The organism is Foliimonas ilicis, assembly GCF_039939195.1.
Lineage (GTDB): Bacteria > Pseudomonadota > Alphaproteobacteria > Rhizobiales > Rhizobiaceae > Foliimonas > Foliimonas ilicis.
Genome location: NZ_JBDUUH010000006.1, coordinates 329,214 through 348,949, shown reverse-complemented (window position 1 = coordinate 348,949; position 19,736 = coordinate 329,214). Strand labels below are relative to the sequence as shown.

Sequence of the window (19,736 nt, the reverse complement as noted above, 5' to 3'; positions counted from 1 at the left end):
GGAATCGAACTCCAAATCGTGTAGATGGACTACCCTTTGCATCGATACCAGGTCCTCGTCGTCGGCCGATGCATGCCAACGATGGACTAATTTGCCTTGGCACGCATCGGCCGATGACGACGAGCCGTGTCCGTTTTGCTGTGCAGCCTGGGCCACAGCGTTGCCGCATGCCTCTATGCTCAACCGCGCCGACGGCGTGCGTTCAATATGATAGGTCAAACTAAAGTCGGCATTTTGAGCAACTGTGGGGAGGCACAAGCAAAGCAGGCTGGCAGTGGATAGCAGCAGTTTGGCAGCTCTCATCCAAAAATCTTCATAAACGTCGGCGCCTTTTCAGTGTAGATAACACTACAGGCGTTGGCGATGCTTTGTACTATTTACTGGTAAATATCGCAGTTGGAGAAATACGGGTTCATCGATGAGATTATCCAACACCTGAAGCGACCGGCAACAACCCAAGGCGAAACGAACCACATTGATCGCTTCGCCATCGCGAGCGCACACTCAACGCAACCTTTCGCAACAGAACGACAAAAGCGACACAATCCCGAGAATTTTGTCGCAGAAATGCGCGCTCTACAGTGGCGCAAATATCAGGCGCGAAACTGAAACAAAACTCGGGATTCTGCGACGAGGCCACCTCCGATCCATGACCTCATTGTCCACCAAAATTTGTCGTTCATTCTGTGCCCGCTGACGGGCAAAGCCGGGACTAAAGTGACCGTCAGTTTTAACTCCCAACAGCGTCAGTGCATATATCGCTGTAAACTGCTCTGAGTGGCTCATTCGACGCGTTGCATACGACAATACATCAAGCTATTTGAACATGAACAACATTCTCATGTTTGGATCGCTCATGCGTACCATCGTCCTGTTCATGATAGGCATCCTGCTGTCTTCTCCCGCTTTCGCTCAATGCGACGGCAGGCTTATCGAGGGCGGTGCGTTCCTCCACCCACCGCTATGCGCTCCCAAGGAACCGAAGCGCATCATCGCGCTCGTCCCGACATTCAGCCTTGGCATAGCGCTGGAGCTTGGCCTGCCTGTCGTTGGCGCTCCGCTTTTCGGCATGAGCGATGTGGATCTGAAGTCGAAAGCCGAGGCAGCGGGCGTGGTGGATCTCGGATCCTTTATGGAGCCCAGCATCGAGAAGATTGTCGCGCTTCAGCCTGATCTCATCATCGGCAGCGACTTCCTGGGCGAGGAAGCATACCAGATGGCATCGCAGTTGGCTCCCACCGCGCTGCTCACCGGGGCGAACTGGAAAGAATTTTATCGCACCCTGGCAAATATCACCGGTGTCGACGATGGAATTGAAAGTCGCTTCGCTAAATACGAAAAGCGGGTTGCGGCGGTTCGCGAGCGGATTCCCAAGGATTTGCGCGTATCCGTTGTCCGCATCACGCCTTGGGAATTTCAGGTCTATCTCGATGAACCCAATGCATGGGCACCGTTTGACGTGCTGCGTGAGGCGGGTGTCAGGCGTACGGATTTCGAAACATCCGAAACGACGGTGGGGACGAAACGCCTCGATTTCGAAGGACTGGCCGGCCTGGATGGGGATATCCTGCTCTACATTGTCGGCGGCTCAAACGATTCAGCCACCAGCGGCAGGCATGAGGCAGTGCTCGCAAACCCATTGTGGAGAATGCTGCCGGCCGTAAAAGCAGGCCGCGTTTATCGAGTGGAAGCAGCCACCTGGATGGAGTTCAGCGGTCTGGCATCGGCCAATAAGGTTCTCGATGACATCGAGACCTACATCATCCCGAGGCCGTAAAATGGTGCTCATCAAGTCGGCGGGACGCAACACCCATGCGAGGCGGATCCTCGCTTTTGGTCTGCTTGCGCTGCTGCTCGCTCTGTTGAGCCTGTGGTCGTTGACGATCGGCACCACTGCGATACCTCTGGGTGATGCTTTGCGTGCGATAGTTTCGGAAGGAACCTCCCATCAGGACCTGGTTATTTCCACTATTCGGTTACCAAGGGTTCTCGCGGCCATCATCGTAGGTTCGACGTTGGGCGTTGCCGGAGCCTTGATGCAGGCGGTCACAAATAATCCGCTGGCTTCACCGGATCTGTTGGGCATCAGCGCCGGGGCGGCTTTCGCGGTCGTTTTATCCATCATTTTCTTCGATGCCCAATCGCCACTCGTGTACCTGTGGTTCGCCTTCGGCGGCGCTGCAGTGGCAGGCGTCATCGTCTACGTGATCGCGTCAGCCGGCATAGCCGGTGTGACGCCTGTCAAGCTCGCCCTGTCAGGCGCAGTGCTGAGCGTTTTCCTCGGTTCGGTTTCCGCATCGCTTCTCATCTTCGACATGAAAGCCATCGACACTATCAGATTGTGGTCGGTTGGGTCATTGACGGGAAAAGAAATGGCTGCTGTCGCGGCTGTAGCGCCCTTTGCCCTGGCTGGCGTTACAGCTACGCTGCTACTTGCAAGGGAGGTGACCACGCTAAGTCTTGGGGTGGATGTCGCGCACGCGGTGGGGCAAAATGTCCTGTTATGGAGACTTGTTTCGGGAGCCATGGTTGTCCTCCTGGCGGGAAGTTCCGTTGCGCTCGCAGGCCCTATCGGGTTTGTCGGACTTGTGGTGCCACACATCGTACGCTTGAGCGTCGGCATCGACTACCGCTGGATTTTACCCTTCTGTGCGCTTTCGGGAGCTTTATTGGTCGTCATGGCAGACGGGCTGCAAAGAGGCCTGACAGGGATCGACGTTCCGGTCGGCGTGACACTTGCCCTGGTCGGCGCGCCTTTCTTCATTTGGCTGGCGCGATCGCGTGGCGGGATTGGTTGATGCGTAGCCTCCTTATTCTATCGGGCTTGACGGTCGTCATGCTGTTCGTGGCTCTGGCGATCGGCGACCACCCCGTCCGAATGGCGCAGATCCTTGCGGTCCTTACCGACAGCCCGGCGGCGGATGCACAGTCCATAAAGATTGTCCGCGATATTCGTCTCCCGAGGGTTATTCTGGGCTTCCTTGTCGGCGCATCGCTCGCAATTGCGGGGATGATCGCGCAGTCTGTGCTTCGTAATCCGTTGGCGGAGCCGGGCCTGATTGGGGTCAATGCCGGCGCCGCCCTTGCCGCAGTCATCGTCATCGTCAAGTTTGAGGTGCCTCCCACACACCTCCTTTCGTGGCTGGCATTCGCCGGAGCGCTCACGATGTCGCTTGCGATCTATGCGTTGTCATGGAACAGCGGGAGCTCCTCGCTACGCATCATTCTCATCGGCATCGGCCTCAGTTCGCTGGCCTGGGCCGGAGCCAATTTCATCTCCGCCTTCGGAGACCCCCAAGCCGTGCAGCGAGCGATGGTCTGGCTCTCAGGCAGTATCTACAACAGCACATGGGAGAAAATCCGCACGCTCGCGATATGGCTGACAATAGGAATAGTGGGCAGTACGCTGATTGCTCGGGAAATGGACCTTCTTGCCTTGGGCGACGAGACGGCAAGACCACGGGGACAATCGGTAGAACTCATACGTGCCATCATGTTCGTCCTCTGTGCGGTTCTGTCTGGCGCCGCCGTCGCTGCGGCAGGCCTCGTCGCATTCGTAGGGCTGATTGCGCCGCACATCGCTCGCTCGCTCGTGGGTAATTCTCACGGTCTCATGCTGCCGGTCACGGCGCTTGCCGGCGGACTTCTGGTGGTTGCGGCCGACCTTGCAGCCCGCACCCTTTTCATACCGGCGCAGCTACCCGTCGGATTAATGACGGCTATCCTGGGCGCACCCTTCTTTGCTTACCTGATGAGGCGGAAGATGAATGCCTGACCAGTCCGGACTCCCCATCCTGGAGACCCGTGCCGCCTCGATCGGATACGGTGACAAACTTATCCTGCGCAACCTCGACTTCTCAGTTCCCGAAGCTTCCTTTACGGTGCTCCTTGGTCCGAATGGCTGCGGAAAATCGACGCTTCTCAGGGCACTTGCCGGCATGATCCGGCCGCAGCAGGGGACCGTGCTGATCAACGGACGCTCGATTTCGACCTTTCCGCGAAAGGAACTGGCGCAACGTATCGGGCTTCTCTCGCAAAATCAGTTGGCGCCTGAAGGCATGACGGTCATGGATCTGGTCAGGCAGGGCCGTTACCCACACCGCACCTTGTTTGGCCGATGGACGAAAGAGGACGACGAAGCCTGCGAAGAGGCGCTCGCGGTCACGGACACGACACATCTCGCGGGCGATAAATTTGATACGCTTTCCGGCGGACAGCGACAGCGCGCCTGGATTGCGATGACCCTGGCGCAACGAACCGGCGTTCTCCTGCTCGACGAGCCAACAACCTTTCTCGACCTTTCCCATCAGATCGATACCCTGCGTCTCACGCGAAAGCTTGTTCGCGAACGCGGCGTGACCGTCGTCGCAGTCTTGCACGATCTCAATCAGGCCGCACGATATGCTGACAATCTGGTTCTTCTAAAATACGGTGCAATCATCTCCGAAGGTTCCCCGGCCGACGTCTTGACACCAGAGACTGTCAAGCGCGTCTTCGATGTCGATGTGACAATCATCATCGAACCGCGGACACAGGCGCCGATCTGCGTTCCGGTGGAAGACGCTGACCTATAAATGAAAAACCCGCCTGGCTGGAACACCTGGCGGGTTTGAAAAAGCCTGTATGCCTGTCACACTGGTCAAAAGGTAGTGTTGACGCGAACGCCGAACGAGCGACCGTCCCCGATGCTTGCCACGTTGCCGTCGCTCGAAATCGAGGTCAGATATTCCTCGTCGAACAGATTCCTGGCAAACGCAGTGATCTTGAAGTTCTCCTTTTCGTAGCCGACATTCGCATTCACGACGGTAAACGAATCCAGGGCACGAACATTGTTCACATCGCCTTTGCTGTAGTAGCCGTCCGTGAAGGACAGGTCGCCGCCTGCGAAGAAACCGTTCTCATGCTTGTAGACGCCACCGAATGCGGCTGTAAGCGATGGCGCTTCAGGAAATTCCTTGCCCTTGAAGTCGCCCTTGTCGAACTTCGACTTCATGAGGCCGAGCCCGGCGAAGAGCTCAAGGCCATAATCGAAGCCATAACGAACTTCGATTTCGGCACCGTATGAATGAGATTCGGCTGCATTGAGACTGATCGTCTGGGCTGGGAAGCGAGGATCGAACTCGATTGGAACCTGCTGATTCGTATAATCGTAGTAGAAGACGTTCCCGTTCACCTGGAGACGGTCCTCCAGCCACTTTGAACGATAGGCAAGTTCATAGGCCCAGAGAGATTCCGACTCGACCCGGTTGATGTCCGTGGTGCCGATAATCAGTTCCGAATAGCCCGGACGGTAGCCTTTACTGATGGTGGCGGCGAGATTCTGGTTCTCGTCGAGTTCAAAGGCGAGGCCGATCTTGGGCAGGAACTCGGTGTTTGAAACCGAATTATTCTCCGTAAGCGGAACATATCCGAAGGTGGAGGCGTCCAGCAGGCTGCCCGTGTAGTTGGCCGAGACCTTGTCATGCACCAGCCGACCACCGGCCAGCAGCGTCCAGCGATCGACAAACTCGTAGCGGGTGTCCGCGTACAGAGCGATCGTCTCGCTCTTGTTCTTCGCCTGCAACTGCTGGAACGGCAAGATGATCGGCGTGAATGGATCTGCCACCACCTGGATGTTCGAATCGAGATCGAAGGTGGATCGGCCCGCGAAAAGACCGAAGACGCCCGAAAACTGCGACTCCGCCGATCCGTAAGTAAGACGGGTATCCTGGGAGAAGTCTCCGCCCTCACGTGTGTCGCCACGGATAAGCTGGAACGGTTGAAGCGTTGACGTTTGAGGAGAATTAATGTCCACATCCGTGTCTACGAAAGCCGTTATCGACTGAACCTTCCAGTCCTCGTTGAGCTCGTAGCTCAAGTCGGCGATGTAGCGGTTGACATAAGTATCGCGCCGTTCCGCAGTCGTATCATCGAATCGTCTGGCGAAGAAATCGGGACCGCTCACCAGAGCCCATGCCGGTTTGTCATGCGTCCGGCTAAAGGTAAACAGCCCCCGGAAGCCTGGTATTTCCGCTGGCTCCCAGAGCAGCTTGCCGCGAATTTCCTCGAATTCCTCTTCGCCCACGTCCGAAATGGACGGATCGACATAATCGATATCGTTATCCCGGCGGAAGATTTGCCCGGAGATGCGAAATGCCAGTTCGTCTTCGATGATCGGTGCCGAAACAGCGAACGCACCGGATTTGTATTCGTCGGTTCCGACTAAGCCTTCAATACTGGCTTCGGGGGTATAAGTCGGATCTTTCGTCTTGATGATAACGGACCCTGCGAGCGCGTTGCGTCCCTGAAGTGTGGATTGCGGACCACGCAATATCTCGACCTGCTCGACGTCCCAGACGCCTCGCGTCCCGCGCCGGGTCGCCTCGACCCCCTGCTCTGCACCGTCCACGACCACCGAAATAACCGGGTTCGAGCGGCTCGGAGCTGTTGCACCCTCGGAGCTCAAACCGCGGATGACAACGTCGGAATTACCTGTGCCACCCATAAAGGCACGGATGTTCGGTGAGCTGTTCAGCGCATCATTGAGTGTCGGTCGGACGAGATCGTGAAGTTCTCCGCCCGTGAAAACCTCGACGCTGGTGAAGGTGGTGAATTGATCACGGCCGAACTTCTCGCCAGTGATGATGATCGGCGCCAGCGTCGTTACGTCATCATCGATAGCCGCCTCTGCTTCCTGAGCAGACGCGATGCGCGTGCCTTGGCCGATCGATGCTGCCGCTGCGATGATTGCGATTGCCGTGCAGCAAAAAAACGACTGCGATCGTTTAGAAAATGTCATTAGCCCCAACCACCATTAAACCCCACACGGTAAGGACAATAATGAAATAAAGATGAGTATTGCAATCAACTTAATGGAGGTCAGCCCGACTCCAACCTGTGTGTTGTAAATCGGCATCACGTCGAAATTGATGAATACCCTTGAAACCGCGCAGCATAATCAGCGGGCCCAGTAGGACGCTGCACGCACTTCCGCCTTCTGAAGGCCGCGAGCAATTAATATATCCCGAGCCTCATTGACTTCCGATCGTTCGCTGGCAATCCAGATAAACCGATCGCCGTCCGGAATATCCAGTGTTTGCAGTTCGTCGAGCAGTGACACACCCTTGCCGCGCACCAACCAACGAACGTTCATGCCGGTTGTCTTGGTCAGGGGCTGCTCATCACACGCATCAGATATAAGGATAGTCGCCACACCCTTGGTCTCTTCGGTGAGGCTTTCCAGTATCCGGGCGATTGCTGGCAGCGCAGTCTCATCGCCAAACAGGGCAATCCATCGCGCTTCTGGCAGCCACTCTCCTCCTGGCCCCATGATCGCCGCGTCCGTTCCCGGCTGCAAGGTCCTGCACCAGTCGGTCACGCGTCCCCCGTCATGCGCGAAGACGTCGAAATCGAGGGTGCCCTTTTCCAGGTTGACGCTGCGAGTTGTATACACTGGCCTGTGCCACTGATTTATGCCACCGGGCCATTCCACACGCCCGCTTTCCGAAACGACTGGCCATTGGCCAACATATTGTTTGGGTGGGAAGAGCAGCCGGAAATGCAGACCATCACGCGAGAATCGTTCAATCGACGCTCCAGAAAGACGCACGCGATAGTAGGACGGATAGATGCGCTCACACGACTCCACCGTCGCGAAAGTCAAATTCGGCGGAGACAGGCCCGGCTCGCTAAACGACCACCGGCGGTCGAGAGCAACTGCTGCTTCGTCAAGTCGATGATCGACCGCTTCCTGCAGGAGGTGAAGCTTCACATGATCGGTTGCATGAAGCGTCAGTCTCAACCCGTCTTTTTCCTGGAACGCGCAAATCTGTCCCAGCGGCAAATCCAGGATCAGGCCGTTGGAGTTCTCCTCGAACGGCAACGAACGTTCGACTGCCCGAGCCCTGATCATCCGCAGACCAAACTCTGGCGAAATGTGGAGCAATGTGGTTGTTTGCATGTTGAACTCTGTCCTGGATTTCGTTCGCGAAGCTTGCAGCTGGAGTGGAATTATATCGTGCGGAGCTGCCGCGCAGTAGCTTTCCCGAAGATGAGACGCAAGCGCCATAGGCTGGTGAATTTGCAAAGCTCGATGCTTGCCAGCAATACCGGAGGCCGACTTACACGGCAGCTACTACTATTCCACAAGCTTATCGCAATTGTGCTAATTCACGGCCGCTTTCACGCCGGCAAATGCCTTTGGCCTCCAAAGACGGGCCGCTTCACCCGGATCAGCATACCGGTCCGGACGCCTCTCCGGGAACTTTCCTTGATCAGATATTCGCCAGCGCGTTGGCGGCGCCAACCACAACCAACAGGGCTTCCATATTGGCTCGATACGGTACTTTGACACTTTCATCTTATGTCAATTTCAGATTGACAAATCTGACAAGCATTAAAGTAAACTTGATGCTCACTTTGAAATCGTGCCACGCCCCATGAGGTTCGCAACCTACCCGAAAATAGGCAGTTTCTGTTTCTCGCCGGGCAACACCCGATCATTGCCGGCAAGCTCCGCTATTACGCCGACCGCGAGTTTCGGGGAAAGTTCGATACAGCTCGATAATGAGCGACTTTGAAAAGCCGGCCAGGGCTGCCATACCTGACGGCAGGCCCTGGCCGGCTCTACCGGTCCCACGAAACCGGTATCCGTTTTTGGTCAGAACAAGCTGCCGCTCGCAAAGCCGGCCAAGGCTGCTTCCACAACAAGCGAACCTTGACCGGCTGCCCCGCCTGAACTTTCCCATGAAAAAGCGTCGGCGGAACCTTTTGGCAGAATGGCTGCCAAGGCAGGGAGCAGACAACCGAAAGGAGTGCATCAGAAAGGTCAGCGCAAAGCGGACCTTGCTGCGCCTTCACGTCCCCGGGAAAAACACTCCGGGAGCCATCTGCCGACCTATTCGAACCAGATCATCGCGCGCAGCGCGGATTTGTGGCCATGGATGTTTTGAATAGTCTTCCCAGGCCTCGTCTCGACGCATCACCGCATCGAGCTTGCCTGCCACACCCGCAAGCGAAGTGGCAGGCGTAAGTGACAACGCCTCGAGCAAGCCATCTTCGCGTTTTTCAGCTTCCCTCTCCGCCTCGATGACAACGGAATAGCCAATCTCCCTGTCGGCGGCATCCCAGCGTGCTTGCCTTTCTGCCAATTCAGCTTCCGCTCGAGCGCGAATGGCTGCCATATCAGGTCGATCACCAATCACCCGATCAAGTGCGGCCTTCGAGCAGATCGTCACGTACTTGCCATCGCCCTCGCCGTCAGGAAGTTTGATAACCGTGCACAGAGCGTCCACGCGCTCGGCAAGTTGCACTTCCAGCTCTTGCTGTCTCCGGTAAAGCCGTTCGGCCAGGTCGTGTGCCATCCGCCATTGTCGCCAGAGCTCCAGGGATGGGTCAGAGGTTGGAACAGGCCCGCCGTCCGCAGTCGCGAGGCTGCGAGCCCGCGCATTGCCGCAAAACGTCGAACAGGTTGCGGCAACAAGTGCGCATCCAAGCGCCATCCGACGGGTGACGCAGGCAAAAGTCATGCTATGTTCGGAATCAGCCATGATCCGAGCTCCCTAAAGCTTAGGTTGTGGTCAGGCCGGAAGCGGTGCTCGAACACCGGTTCTGGCCGTTAATACATGCAAGGGTACATCTAGTGGGGCATATAAGCAATCAAAATCATCATAATATGGTGATTTCATGAATCCAGCACAGTGCCGCATGGCGCGAGCAGCGCTGGAGTGGGGTGTATTAGACTTATCTCGCGAGGCCGCAGTCTCGACACAGACAATTGTCCGCTTAGAACGAGGCGACGCGCTAAAGGAGGAAACCCTTAAACGAATTCAGAATGCTTTCGAAGCTGCTGGCATTGAGTTCATTCCGGAAAACGGTGGTGGTCCCGGCGTGCGGTTGGCGCACAATAACCAAAGCATATAATTAAATGTTAGTCGGGAGTAACCAAACTGGTAGCCCCCGAACTTCTTCCTTGTTGATTGACTCAAACACAATCTCTTCGAAGGGCTTGCTGAGATCAGTGCGCATGAAGGTCCTACCAATTCCCACACCTTCTCGATAATCGATTGCAGCGAGACGATTTTGGCAGCCGTATCGGCGCATCGCACGCCATTCGTAATCAGTTTCAGCATGGACTCTAAGGCCCGTCTGAAATGCGTCGGGATATGCCTGCAACCACGAGTCCGACAGGCTGTGCTTCGGTCTGATAAAATGATTGTGAAGATATCTCATTGGAAAATGGCGCCACCCTTGTTGACTTAATAAAGGCACCTTAATTACTAACCATCTGTTCGGTTATTAAGGAATGCGAACTTGTCACGGCCACGATTTATAGATCAAAACGATATTTTGAACGCCGCTGAGGCGGTTGTCGTTCGCGATGGTGCGGCACGTCTCACGCTTGATGCCGTCGCCATTGAGGCGGGCATCAGCAAGGCAAGTGTCATATATGATTTTAAGACCAAGCAGGCCCTCATCAAGGCGGTTATCGAACGGCGCGTTCAGGAGGATTTGGACCGCATTGAGGCTGAGATAGAGCGCTTGGGACCGGTGGCGGATGCGCGCGTTCGAGGGCGCATTGCTGCCGCCGGAGCCGAGATTTCCGAAGAAACCAATGCGGTTGCGGTCAGTCTTTGCTCGGCTCTGGCGCAGGACGCAGAAATGCGCGCGCTTCTTCAACGATCGACAAGGGAAGAGCTTGAGGCAATCGAAAGCGCCTCGAGCGATCCGCGCCGGGCAATTGTTGCCTTTCTTGCTGTCGAAGGGCTGAGAAGTTTTGAATTTCTCGGCATTCATACCTGGCCGGAACCTAAGCGCACCCAAATTTTAAGCGACATTGAACGATTGCTCGATGTCGCATTCACCGATCCCCAGTCCACGTAAACCAGCAAGCTCACTCTACTCCCTGCCAATCAGAGCGTTCTCCCAAGCGCTGAACTGTCGGAAAAAAAACCATGAAGTCCCTGACCGTGCCATTCAAAATCGCCACGGCGATTGCTCTATTTTCGATGCTTGCTGCCTGCAGCGAATCCCAAAGCAGTAACGCGGAGGCACCTGCGATGCCACCTTCCGCAGTCAGTGTAATTGAAGCCAGCCCGGAACAGCTTCCCATAACGAATGAACTTCCCGGACGGATTGCGCCAACACGCACTGCCGAAGTGCGTCCGCGTGTTTCAGGTATTGTGATAGAGCGGGTATTCGAGCAGGGTACGGTCGTGGAAGAAGGCGACGTGCTCTATCGGATCGATCCGTCCGTTTTCGCCGTACAGGTTGCAAGCGCAGAAGCCACGGTGCAACGCGCAAAAGCATCGCAACTGCAGGCGAAGCAGGATGCGGATCGCCAGAGCCAACTTCGTGAACGCAACATTTCGAGCGTCCAACAACAGGACAATGCCGTTGCGGCGCTCGCTCAGGCCAATGCGGATGTTGCCGTTGCCGAAGCAGGCCTCGCCGCTGCCAGGCTCAATCTTGAATTTAGTGAAGTCAAAGCGCCTATCGCGGGCCGGATAGGCCGTGCGATGATCACGGAAGGCGCATTGGTTTCAAGCACGGAGAACCTGGCCCGCATACAGCAGCTCGACCCGGTCTATGTCGATTTTACCCAGCCATCAGCAGAACTTCTTCGCTTGCGCCGGGCACTCGAGGCCAACGAACTCGATAGCCCCGGGCCTGAGCAGGCAAGAGTGCGCATCCGCCTGGATGACGGAAGCGACTATGCTCACCCTGGACGACTTCTCTTTGCTGAATCGTCGGTCGATGAAACGACGGGGCAGGTTACGATGCGGGCCGAAATTCCCAATCCGAACGGCGATCTCCTGCCCGGCATGTATGCTAGAGTGCTGATCGAGCAGGCGATCGAGCGTGCAGCAATCGCAGTGCCGCAGCAGGCCATCCAGCGCAATTCCGGTGGTCAATCGCAAATCTATATTGTCAACGAAAAGGGCGAAGCCGAATTGCGCGTCGTGCGCGTCGGCCGTGTCGTTGCAGATCGTGTCGTCATCGAGGACGGTTTGAGCGATGGCGAGCAGGTCATTGTCGAAGGTTTCCAGAAAATTCAGACCGGAGCACCGGTAGACGCGCAGGCATGGAAGCCGGACGACAAGACCGGCGACCAGCAAGCCGCCAATCGCTGAGGACAACTAAATGGCTCAGTTTTTTATTGGTCGGCCCATTTTCGCTTGGGTAGTCGCCATTTTCATCATGCTGGCAGGGCTGATCGCCCTTCCTATGCTGCCCGTCGCACAATACCCGAACGTAGCGCCGCCGCAGATTTCCGTTAGCGCAACCTATATCGGGGCATCGCCCGAAGAGATCTATCAAAGCGTCACGCGGCCGATCGAGGAGGAGATGAACAGCGTCGATGGACTGATTTATTTCGAGTCGACCTCTGATTCTTCCGGCACGGTAACAATCAACGCTACTTTCGAGCCCGGCACTGATTCCGCACAGGCATCGGTCGATACGCAAAATGCCGTGCGTCGCGTTGAAGCGCGTTTGCCGCAATCGGTCGTGCAACGAGGCGTGCAGGTTGAGGAGGCCGGCAGCGGCTTCCTTATGCTGGTAGCGTTGGTTTCATCCGATGGAAATACAGATGCTGTCGGGCTGGGAGACTATGTGAACCGCAACGTCGTCGGCGAATTGCGGCGCATTGACGGGGTCGGCCGTGCCCAGGTTTTCGCTTCCGAACGCGCAATGCGTATCTGGATCGACCCGGACAAAATGGTCGGGCTCAATCTCACATCGGATGATATTGCGCAGGCAATACGTTCCCAAAATGCGCAAGTCGCGGCAGGCCGCATTGGGGCGCTGCCCAATCCTATCACTCAGCAGACATCGGCATCCGTGCTGGTGACGGGGCAGTTGTCGAGCCCGGAAGAATTCGGCCAGATTATCCTGCGCGCAAACCCTGATGGCTCGTCGGTCAGGCTTTCGGATGTGGCCAACATCGAAATCGGCGCGGATAACTATAATTTCGGTACGCTCATCAACGGCAATCCAGGCGCTGGCATTGGCATTCAGCTCTCGCCGACTGCAAATGCAATGCAGACATCGGATGACGTGCGCGCAAAGATGGCCGAACTGGAACAGTTTTTTCCGGCGGGCATCGAATACGCCATTCCCTATGACACCTCCCCCTTCGTGAAAGTCTCGATCGAAAAAGTCATCCATACGCTTATCGAAGCGATCATTCTTGTCTTCGTCGTGATGTTCCTGTTCCTGCAGAATTTTCGTTACACGGTTATTCCGACATTAATCGTCCCGGTCGCGCTTCTGGGAACATGTGCGATCATGTATCTGGGCGGCTTCTCGATCAACGTTCTGACAATGTTCGCCATGGTTCTGGCAATCGGTATCCTGGTGGATGACGCCATCGTGGTTGTCGAAAATGTCGAACGCATCATGGCCGAGGAAGGACTGTCACCTCGTGAGGCGACCCGCAAGGCGATGAAGCAGATCACGGGCGCGATCATCGGCATCACGATGGTGTTGTCGGCCGTCTTCATTCCAATGGCGTTTTTCCCGGGCGCGGTCGGTGTCATCTATCAGCAATTCAGCCTGACGATGGCGGTCTCTATCCTGTTCTCGGGGTTCCTTGCCCTGTCATTGACGCCAGCGCTTTGCGCGACATTCCTGAAGCCGATCAAGGCTGGTCACCATCACGAAAAGCGGGGCTTCTTTGGATGGTTCAACAGAGGGTTCGACAAGACTACGCGGGGGTATACGTCGAGTGTCGGCTGGATCGTCAAGCGAGCAGGCCGCGTCATGGTCATCTATTTGGCACTGCTGGCGGGCCTGGGCTGGGCATTCATGCAATTGCCGACTTCATTCCTTCCGAATGAAGATCAGGGTTTTGTGATCGTCGATATGCAAGCTCCGCCAGAAGCCAGTGCAAATCGCACCAATGATATCATCCAGGAAGTAAAAGGCATCTTCGGAAATGAAGATGCGGTAGACCAGACTGCTTTCATCCGCGGCTTCAGTTTCTCCGGCGCGGGCGACAATGCGGGCCTTGCTTTCGTCACTCTTAAAGACTGGGGCGAACGTGATGCCGGTAATTCAGCGCAGGCGATCTCAAACCGTGTGAACGGTTCATTGTTTGGCATAAAGGATGCGATTGCATTCGCCTTGTCGCCGCCGCCAATCCAGGGTTTGGGGACATCGAGCGGCTTTACCTTCCGTCTGCAGGACCGTGCTGGGCAGGGCCAGGCGGCGCTCGCTGCTGCTGGCGCCCAGTTGATGGCGGCTGCAAGCGACAGCAGCATCGTAACGGGATTGCGCATTGAGGGCATGCCAGATACAGCGCAGGTCCATCTGGTCGTGGATCGCGAGAAGGCAAATACGTTTGGCGTGTCCTTCGATGCGATCAATTCCACAATCTCTGCCAATCTCGGCTCGACCTATTTGAACGACTTTCCCAATGCCGGACGCATGCAACGCGTCACCGTTCAGGCCAATCAGGATCGGCGTATGCAGACCGAGGATTTGTTGAAGCTCAATGTCCGCAATACGCATGGCGGGATGGTGCCGTTGTCCGCATTTACGTCTGTCGAATGGCAAAAAGGTCCTGCACAAGTTGTCGGCTACAATGGCTATCCGGCAATTCGTATTGGCGGCGAGGCATCTCCCGGTTTCTCATCGGGGGCGGCGATTGCCGAAATGGAACGTCTGGCGAGTGAATTGCCCGTTGGCTTCGGTTATGAATGGACTGGGCAATCGTTGCAGGAGATCCAGTCTGGTTCTCAGGCGCCGTTCCTCATCGCGCTCGTCATTATTTTCGTGTTCCTGCTGCTGGCGGCGCTCTACGAAAGCTGGTCGATCCCGATTTCGGTAATACTTGTCGTCCCGCTTGGCGTTATCGGCGCCGTGCTTGCGGTGATGATCCGGGACATGCCCAACGACGTCTACTTCAAGGTCGGATTGATCACGATCATCGGACTGTCGGCAAAGAACGCGATCCTGATCATCGAGTTTGCCAAGGATTTGCGGGCGCAAGGCAAGCCATTGCTGGAAGCCACGATTGAAGCGGCGCAGCTCCGCTTCAGGCCAATCCTCATGACCTCGCTGGCCTTCACGCTCGGCGTCTTGCCGTTGGCAATCGCCAGCGGTGCCAGTGCCGCCAGCCAGAATGCCATCGGTACGGGCGTCATGGGTGGCATGATCTCGGCGACCGTTCTGGCGATCTTCTTCGTTCCCGTTTTCTATGTCTTCGTGATGAAGTTGTTCGGACACGGGAAGGAAAAGGCTCAAGCATCCGATCCCGCATCCGTGCCTGCAGAGTAAGCGGATGCCGGGCCATTCGAAGCAGCGGCTGACCGTCAAGGCGATGAAAAATCCAAAGCAGGATGATCATCGCCTTGCACTACAACGGCGTCTTTTGTCGGCGACAATGGAAGTCGCGCTTGAAAACGGTTTCGGCAACGTGACGATGGAGGCGGTTGCGGCAAAAGCAGATGTCAGCAAAGGCGGCCTGCTTTATCACTTCGCAACGAAGGACGACCTTATCCGCGCGCTGCTGGAATGTTCCATAAAATGTGCAAATTCTGCAGAGCAATCGGGGTCGATCGATCCCTTTGCCGTCGCGCTACTGATTGCCGCAGCCGAAAACCCGCGTTTGCTCGAGCCGGTCGCGACTTGTCTCGGTGTCGCTGACGGGGCCGAGGCTACTGAACTAATGATGCGTGTTGTATCGCGGATGCGAACTTTTACAGTCTAGGCTTAGACTGAATCGCCGGGGCCGGCCGTTGTTAGAACTGCTCGCTGAACCTAACGCGGATGGCGCGTGCTGGCGTTCACATGGCAGCGCGGGTAGAAGCACCTGATGACCTTCCGATTCATACATTCGAGTGACCTGCATCTCGGGAAACGCTTCGGGCAGTTCTCGGGCGACCTGCCCGCCAAGCTGCGCGAGGCGCGGCACGCAACTATCGGCAGGCTTGGCGAACTTGCCCGGACGCAGGGTGCATCGACGATCCTGCTTGCGGGCGACACATTCGATACCGAGACACCTGCGCCGGAGGTGCGGCGGCAGGCGCTTGCAGAGATGCGTCATCATGCGCCCATCCGCTGGGTGATCCTGCCGGGCAATCACGACTCTCTGCAGGCCGCACAGCTCTGGTCGACGCTGCACGTGGAAGCACCTGAGAACGTAACGTTAGCCGTCGAGGCATCGCCGCTCAACCTTGCGCCCGGCGTCATGCTGTTACCAGCGCCCTGCACGACGCGGCGGCCGGGTCGGGATCTCTCCGAATGGATGGACGGCGCGGTCACGGGCGAAGGGACGATTCGTATTGGACTCGCCCATGGCGCGGTTCAGAGCTTTTCGGAAGAAGGCAACGGTCTGGATATCATTGCCCCGGATCGCGCTCGCCACGCTGGTCTCTCCTATCTCGCGCTCGGCGACTGGCACGGCGGCGTCGAGATCGATCCGCACACGCGCTACAGCGGCACTCCGGAACCCGACCGCTTCAAGCATGATCGGCCGGGCGAGGCATTGCTGGTGTCAATCGAAGGCGCGTCGGCGCTTCCGGAAGTAACCCCGCAGGAGACCGGCAGCTTCTTCTGGCGCACCGTGGCGTTCGACCTCCTCGACAGCGACGATGCCGTTGCGCGCATGGAAGCGCTTTTTCCTGAAGCACGGGTAAGGCGGCGGGCATTGGTTAAGCTTGTTGTCGGCGGACGAGCGCGGCTCGAAGTGCGCACGGCGCTCGGCGCCGCATTCCAGAGTGCGCGTCCTGACTTCGCCTATCTCGACTTCGATGACCAGGCACTGGCCACCGAATGCGAGGCTGGAGACCTCGACGCCATCGACCGGGCGGGCGCGCTGCGCGAAGCAGCTGACGCCCTTTTCGCCGAGGCTGGCGATGCGGCCCTCTCGGCTGAGGAGCGTGAGATCGCACGGGCAGCACTCGCTCGGCTCTACACCTATGCGCAGACTGTCGCCCCATGAAGATATCGGCCCTGCGTTTGTTCAACGTGAAGCGCTTCGCCGGACGCGGTGTCGCCATCGAAGGCATCGGCGACGGTGTCAATGTGCTGTGCGCCGCCAACGAATTCGGCAAGTCGACCAGTTTCGAGGCCCTGCACGCGCTCTTTTTCCAGCCGCATTCGAGTACCGCAGGCGATGTCAGGAATCTGCGACCCTACAGTGGCGGAAATCCATTGGTCGAAACTGACCTTTCCACGAAGGAGGGCACGTTCCGCATTACCAAGCAGTTCTACGGCAGAGGCTCCGCACGCGTCGTCGATCTCGCGAATGGTAGACTGGTGGCGCAGGCCGACGAGGCCGAGAACTTCATCTCGGGGCTTGTGCGGGGAGGAATTGCCGGGCCTGCGGGCCTGCTCTGGGTGCGCCAGGGCGTGACCGGCATCGAGAAGCGCAACAGGTCCGAGGAAGAAGGCGAGACGAAGGTTCGTACCAGTCTGCTCCAATCTGTGCAGGGAGAGGTCGAGGCCATTACTGGTGGGCGCCGAATGTCCGAGATCATGGCTGCGGTTGACGAACAGATCGAGAATTTGGTCACGAGGCGGGGCGCCAGGGCGGGTGGCCGATATGCCCTTGCCGTCGACGAGCGCGATCGCCTGCAGACTGATGAGAGCAGGCTCGGCGCCGAGGTAGGATTGCTGCGCGCAGCGCTCGATAAACGCGCGGCGGCAACCAGGCGGCTCGCCGAACTCAATCTTGCCAAGGACCGCGATGCGCGCAGAAAAGACATCGAAGCGGCGCAGGCGGCATTCGATGCAGCGAAAAGCCGGGCCGAGACGCTCCGTACGGCAGAAGCGGAGCTTGGCCTACTGCGGGAACAGCGGGACAATGCGCATAGCGAGCTTAGAGATTTCCGGAATGCTTTCGAAAGGGCGGCGGGTCTCAAGATCAAGCTCGGCGAGGCCGGGCACCGACGCGTGAAAGCGCTTACGAACCGCGACGCGGTTGCTGCTGCGGCAGCGAAGGCGCATACCGACATCGAGGTGGCGGAAACCGAGGAACAGGAAGCGCGCGCTCTTCTGGCTCACGTGAATGCCGCGCTGAATGCGCGTGAAGCCGCAGAGCGGCTGGCCGAACTGGAGCAGAAGCTGGACGCGGTCGAGACCGTCCGCAAAGAGATCGAGGAGGAAGAGGCAGCGCTGACACTGTTGAGACTGCCTGAAAAACCAGTGATCGAACTTGAGGCGCTCGAGATCGAGATCGCCAAGCTCAGGGCCGTCGCCGAGGCCGATCGCCCTTCTATTGCGATCGCCTACGAGCCGTTGGCGCCCGTCGTCAGTCTGAATGGCGCACCGCTTAAGGGAAGCGAGCCGCACAGCTATTACGGGCAAGCAGAACTGGCGATCCCGGGTGTCGGTCTCGTCACGCTGCGATCCAGCCGACCGGCTGGCGATGGTGAGCAGTTGCGGCGGTCGGAGGAGCGCCGCAACGTGCTCCTTGCCTCTATGGGCGTCGACGATTTGGCCGCCGCTCGCAAGAAGCAGCTTGAAGCGCAACGCAAAGAGGGCGACCTGCGCGAGAAGAGGACGCGTTTGTCACTGCTTACGCCGGACGGGCTGCCGAAGCTCCGGGAGGATGTGGCGGCGCATCGGGCTGCGGTCGGCGACGTGCTCGAACTGAAGGAGGATCCGGCCCAGGTTCGAACCGCGTATGAGGCGGCCGAGGCAAGGCGTCTGGCTGCGATGCAGGCCTGGCGCGAGGCCGGGCCGATGCAGGCGGGCGCCACTGACGCGTTCGTTGCGGCGCAGGCCGCCTTTGCCGCGCTGGACGCCGAGTGGGCACAGGTGGAGGCGATGCTGGGATCGCAGGCAACGCGTGTTGAACGCGAAGAGCAGATGGCCGCGCGGCTGACTGGCCTCAACACCCGGCTAGCGGAGCAGCAGGTGGTCGTTGAGCGATTGCAGAAAGAAGCTATCGATTTCGCCGCGGCGGAAGCGACACTGCGTCGTCTCCGCTCCGTCGCTGAGGCAGTCGAGAAGGAGATCGGCAAATTGCGGGAGGAGATCGCCGGGCTCACCGCTGAAATACGAGCCCGCTCGGAGGATGCAATCGAAGAGAAATGGCGCGAGAGCGTTGACGCCCTCGCCGCGGCGCAGATACGCGTCGCGGGCTACGAGAAGGAGGTCGCGGTTCTGCAACGGCTTCGTGGCGCGCTCGAAACGGCACGCGGCCATGCCCGAGAGACCTACCTTCTGCCCGTCATGAATGAACTGAGGCCTCTGCTCGGTCTGCTCTTCGACGATGTTTCGATCACCTTCGATGAGAAAACTCTCTTACCACACAAGATACTGCGCAATGGCCAGGAGGAAGACGTCGAACGCCTCAGCGGCGGCATGCGCGAGCAGCTCTCGGTGCTGACGCGACTAGCCTTCGCCCGCCTGCTGGCCAAGGACGGACGCCCGGCGCCGGTGATTCTTGATGACGCTCTCGTCTATTCTGATGACGACCGCATCGAGAAGATGTTCGATGCGCTGCACCGCCAGGCAGGCGAGCAACAGATCATTGTCTTCTCATGTCGGCAACGCGCGTTCCAGAGACTTGGTGGGAATGTCTTGCAGATGTCAGACTGGACGCCGGACGAATAAGCTTGGCGAACCGCTAAATTTTCTGATTAAGGAAAAGCGGCTCTGGCAGTCGTCACTTTCTCGCATCATAGCACCTCAATGTCCGCTATTATTCCCAATTGCCGCCGGTCTTGCACGCGCCCCCATTTCAGTCGCTCAAAACTTACCTGAGAACTCCCAAAAGCGGACGCACTATTATACAGGTATCTCAG

Annotated in this window: 15 protein-coding genes and 1 pseudogene; 12 read left to right on the top strand and 4 right to left on the bottom strand. The window is 57.6% G+C overall.

Features of this window, described 5'->3' with window-relative positions; all coding sequences use genetic code 11:
- Nucleotides 1-303, bottom strand: a 303-nt coding sequence (locus ABFT80_RS15825; protein WP_347972868.1) for a DUF6180 family protein, incomplete at its 3' end; no start/stop codon positions are given.
- Between the two features lie 553 nt (nucleotides 304-856).
- On the opposite strand from ABFT80_RS15825, the gene ABFT80_RS15820 reads away from it, so the two are divergent.
- Genes ABFT80_RS15820 through ABFT80_RS15805 form a run of 4 tightly spaced genes read left to right on the top strand, consistent with a single transcriptional unit; the run spans nucleotide 857 to nucleotide 4,574 of the window.
- Nucleotides 857-1,777, top strand: a complete 921-nt coding sequence (locus ABFT80_RS15820) for an iron-siderophore ABC transporter substrate-binding protein (protein WP_347972867.1) — start codon at nucleotides 857-859, stop codon at nucleotides 1,775-1,777.
- A 1-nt stretch (nucleotide 1,778) separates the two neighbouring features.
- Nucleotides 1,779-2,798, top strand: coding sequence for a FecCD family ABC transporter permease (locus ABFT80_RS15815; RefSeq protein WP_347972866.1), 1,020 nt, complete (start codon nucleotides 1,779-1,781; stop codon nucleotides 2,796-2,798).
- A complete protein-coding gene (locus tag ABFT80_RS15810) occupies nucleotides 2,798-3,775 on the top strand; it encodes a FecCD family ABC transporter permease (protein ID WP_347972865.1) in 978 nt (325 codons plus the stop codon). The genes ABFT80_RS15815 and ABFT80_RS15810 overlap by 1 nt, the downstream gene beginning before the upstream one ends.
- The gene (locus ABFT80_RS15805; RefSeq protein ID WP_347972864.1) at nucleotides 3,768-4,574 is read left to right on the top strand and encodes an ABC transporter ATP-binding protein; all 807 of its coding nucleotides are present in this window, start codon (nucleotides 3,768-3,770) and stop codon (nucleotides 4,572-4,574) included. The genes ABFT80_RS15810 and ABFT80_RS15805 overlap by 8 nt, the downstream gene beginning before the upstream one ends.
- A 65-nt stretch (nucleotides 4,575-4,639) precedes the next feature.
- On the opposite strand, the gene ABFT80_RS15800 is transcribed toward ABFT80_RS15805, so the two are convergent.
- A complete protein-coding gene (locus tag ABFT80_RS15800; protein ID WP_347972863.1) occupies nucleotides 4,640-6,778 on the bottom strand; it encodes a TonB-dependent receptor in 2,139 nt (712 codons plus the stop codon).
- Between the two features lie 159 nt (nucleotides 6,779-6,937).
- Complete coding sequence (locus ABFT80_RS15795; RefSeq protein ID WP_347972862.1) at nucleotides 6,938-7,939, bottom strand: siderophore-interacting protein; 1,002 nt, start codon at nucleotides 7,937-7,939, stop codon at nucleotides 6,938-6,940.
- 483 nt (nucleotides 7,940-8,422) lie between these two features.
- Between ABFT80_RS15795 and ABFT80_RS15790 the strand changes: the two are divergent.
- Nucleotides 8,423-8,545: pseudogene (locus tag ABFT80_RS15790) on the top strand (type IV secretory system conjugative DNA transfer family protein); the annotation flags it as partial.
- 289 nt (nucleotides 8,546-8,834) lie between these two features.
- On the opposite strand, the gene ABFT80_RS15785 reads toward ABFT80_RS15790, so the two are convergent.
- Nucleotides 8,835-9,527, bottom strand: coding sequence for a hypothetical protein (locus ABFT80_RS15785; RefSeq protein ID WP_347972861.1), 693 nt, complete (start codon nucleotides 9,525-9,527; stop codon nucleotides 8,835-8,837).
- Between the two features lie 136 nt (nucleotides 9,528-9,663).
- Between ABFT80_RS15785 and ABFT80_RS15780 the strand changes: the two genes are divergently transcribed.
- The 7 genes from ABFT80_RS15780 (at nucleotide 9,664) to ABFT80_RS15750 (ending at nucleotide 19,545) form a co-directional block, all read left to right on the top strand.
- On the top strand, nucleotides 9,664-9,900 hold the full coding sequence (locus ABFT80_RS15780) for a transcriptional regulator (protein ID WP_347972860.1): 237 nt from the start codon (nucleotides 9,664-9,666) through the stop codon (nucleotides 9,898-9,900).
- 390 nt (nucleotides 9,901-10,290) lie between these two features.
- Nucleotides 10,291-10,860, top strand: coding sequence for a TetR/AcrR family transcriptional regulator (locus ABFT80_RS15775; protein ID WP_347972859.1), 570 nt, complete (start codon nucleotides 10,291-10,293; stop codon nucleotides 10,858-10,860).
- 71 nt (nucleotides 10,861-10,931) lie between these two features.
- Nucleotides 10,932-12,110 carry an efflux RND transporter periplasmic adaptor subunit gene (locus ABFT80_RS15770; protein WP_347972858.1) on the top strand — a complete coding sequence of 393 codons (1,179 nt, stop codon included), beginning with the start codon at nucleotides 10,932-10,934 and terminating at the stop codon, nucleotides 12,108-12,110.
- A 10-nt stretch (nucleotides 12,111-12,120) separates the two neighbouring features.
- Nucleotides 12,121-15,258 (top strand): efflux RND transporter permease subunit, encoded by a 3,138-nt coding sequence (locus ABFT80_RS15765; protein ID WP_347972857.1) that lies wholly within the window; start codon nucleotides 12,121-12,123, stop codon nucleotides 15,256-15,258.
- Between the two features lie 4 nt (nucleotides 15,259-15,262).
- A complete protein-coding gene (locus ABFT80_RS15760) occupies nucleotides 15,263-15,691 on the top strand; it encodes a TetR/AcrR family transcriptional regulator (RefSeq protein ID WP_347972856.1) in 429 nt (142 codons plus the stop codon).
- Nucleotides 15,692-15,796: 105 nt separating this feature from the next.
- Nucleotides 15,797-16,924 (top strand): metallophosphoesterase family protein, encoded by a 1,128-nt coding sequence (locus ABFT80_RS15755; RefSeq protein WP_347972855.1) that lies wholly within the window; start codon nucleotides 15,797-15,799, stop codon nucleotides 16,922-16,924.
- The gene (locus tag ABFT80_RS15750) at nucleotides 16,921-19,545 is read left to right on the top strand and encodes an AAA family ATPase (protein WP_347972854.1); all 2,625 of its coding nucleotides are present in this window, start codon (nucleotides 16,921-16,923) and stop codon (nucleotides 19,543-19,545) included. Before ABFT80_RS15755 ends, ABFT80_RS15750 begins: the two co-directional genes overlap by 4 nt.
- Nucleotides 19,546-19,736: the final 191 nt, after the last annotated feature.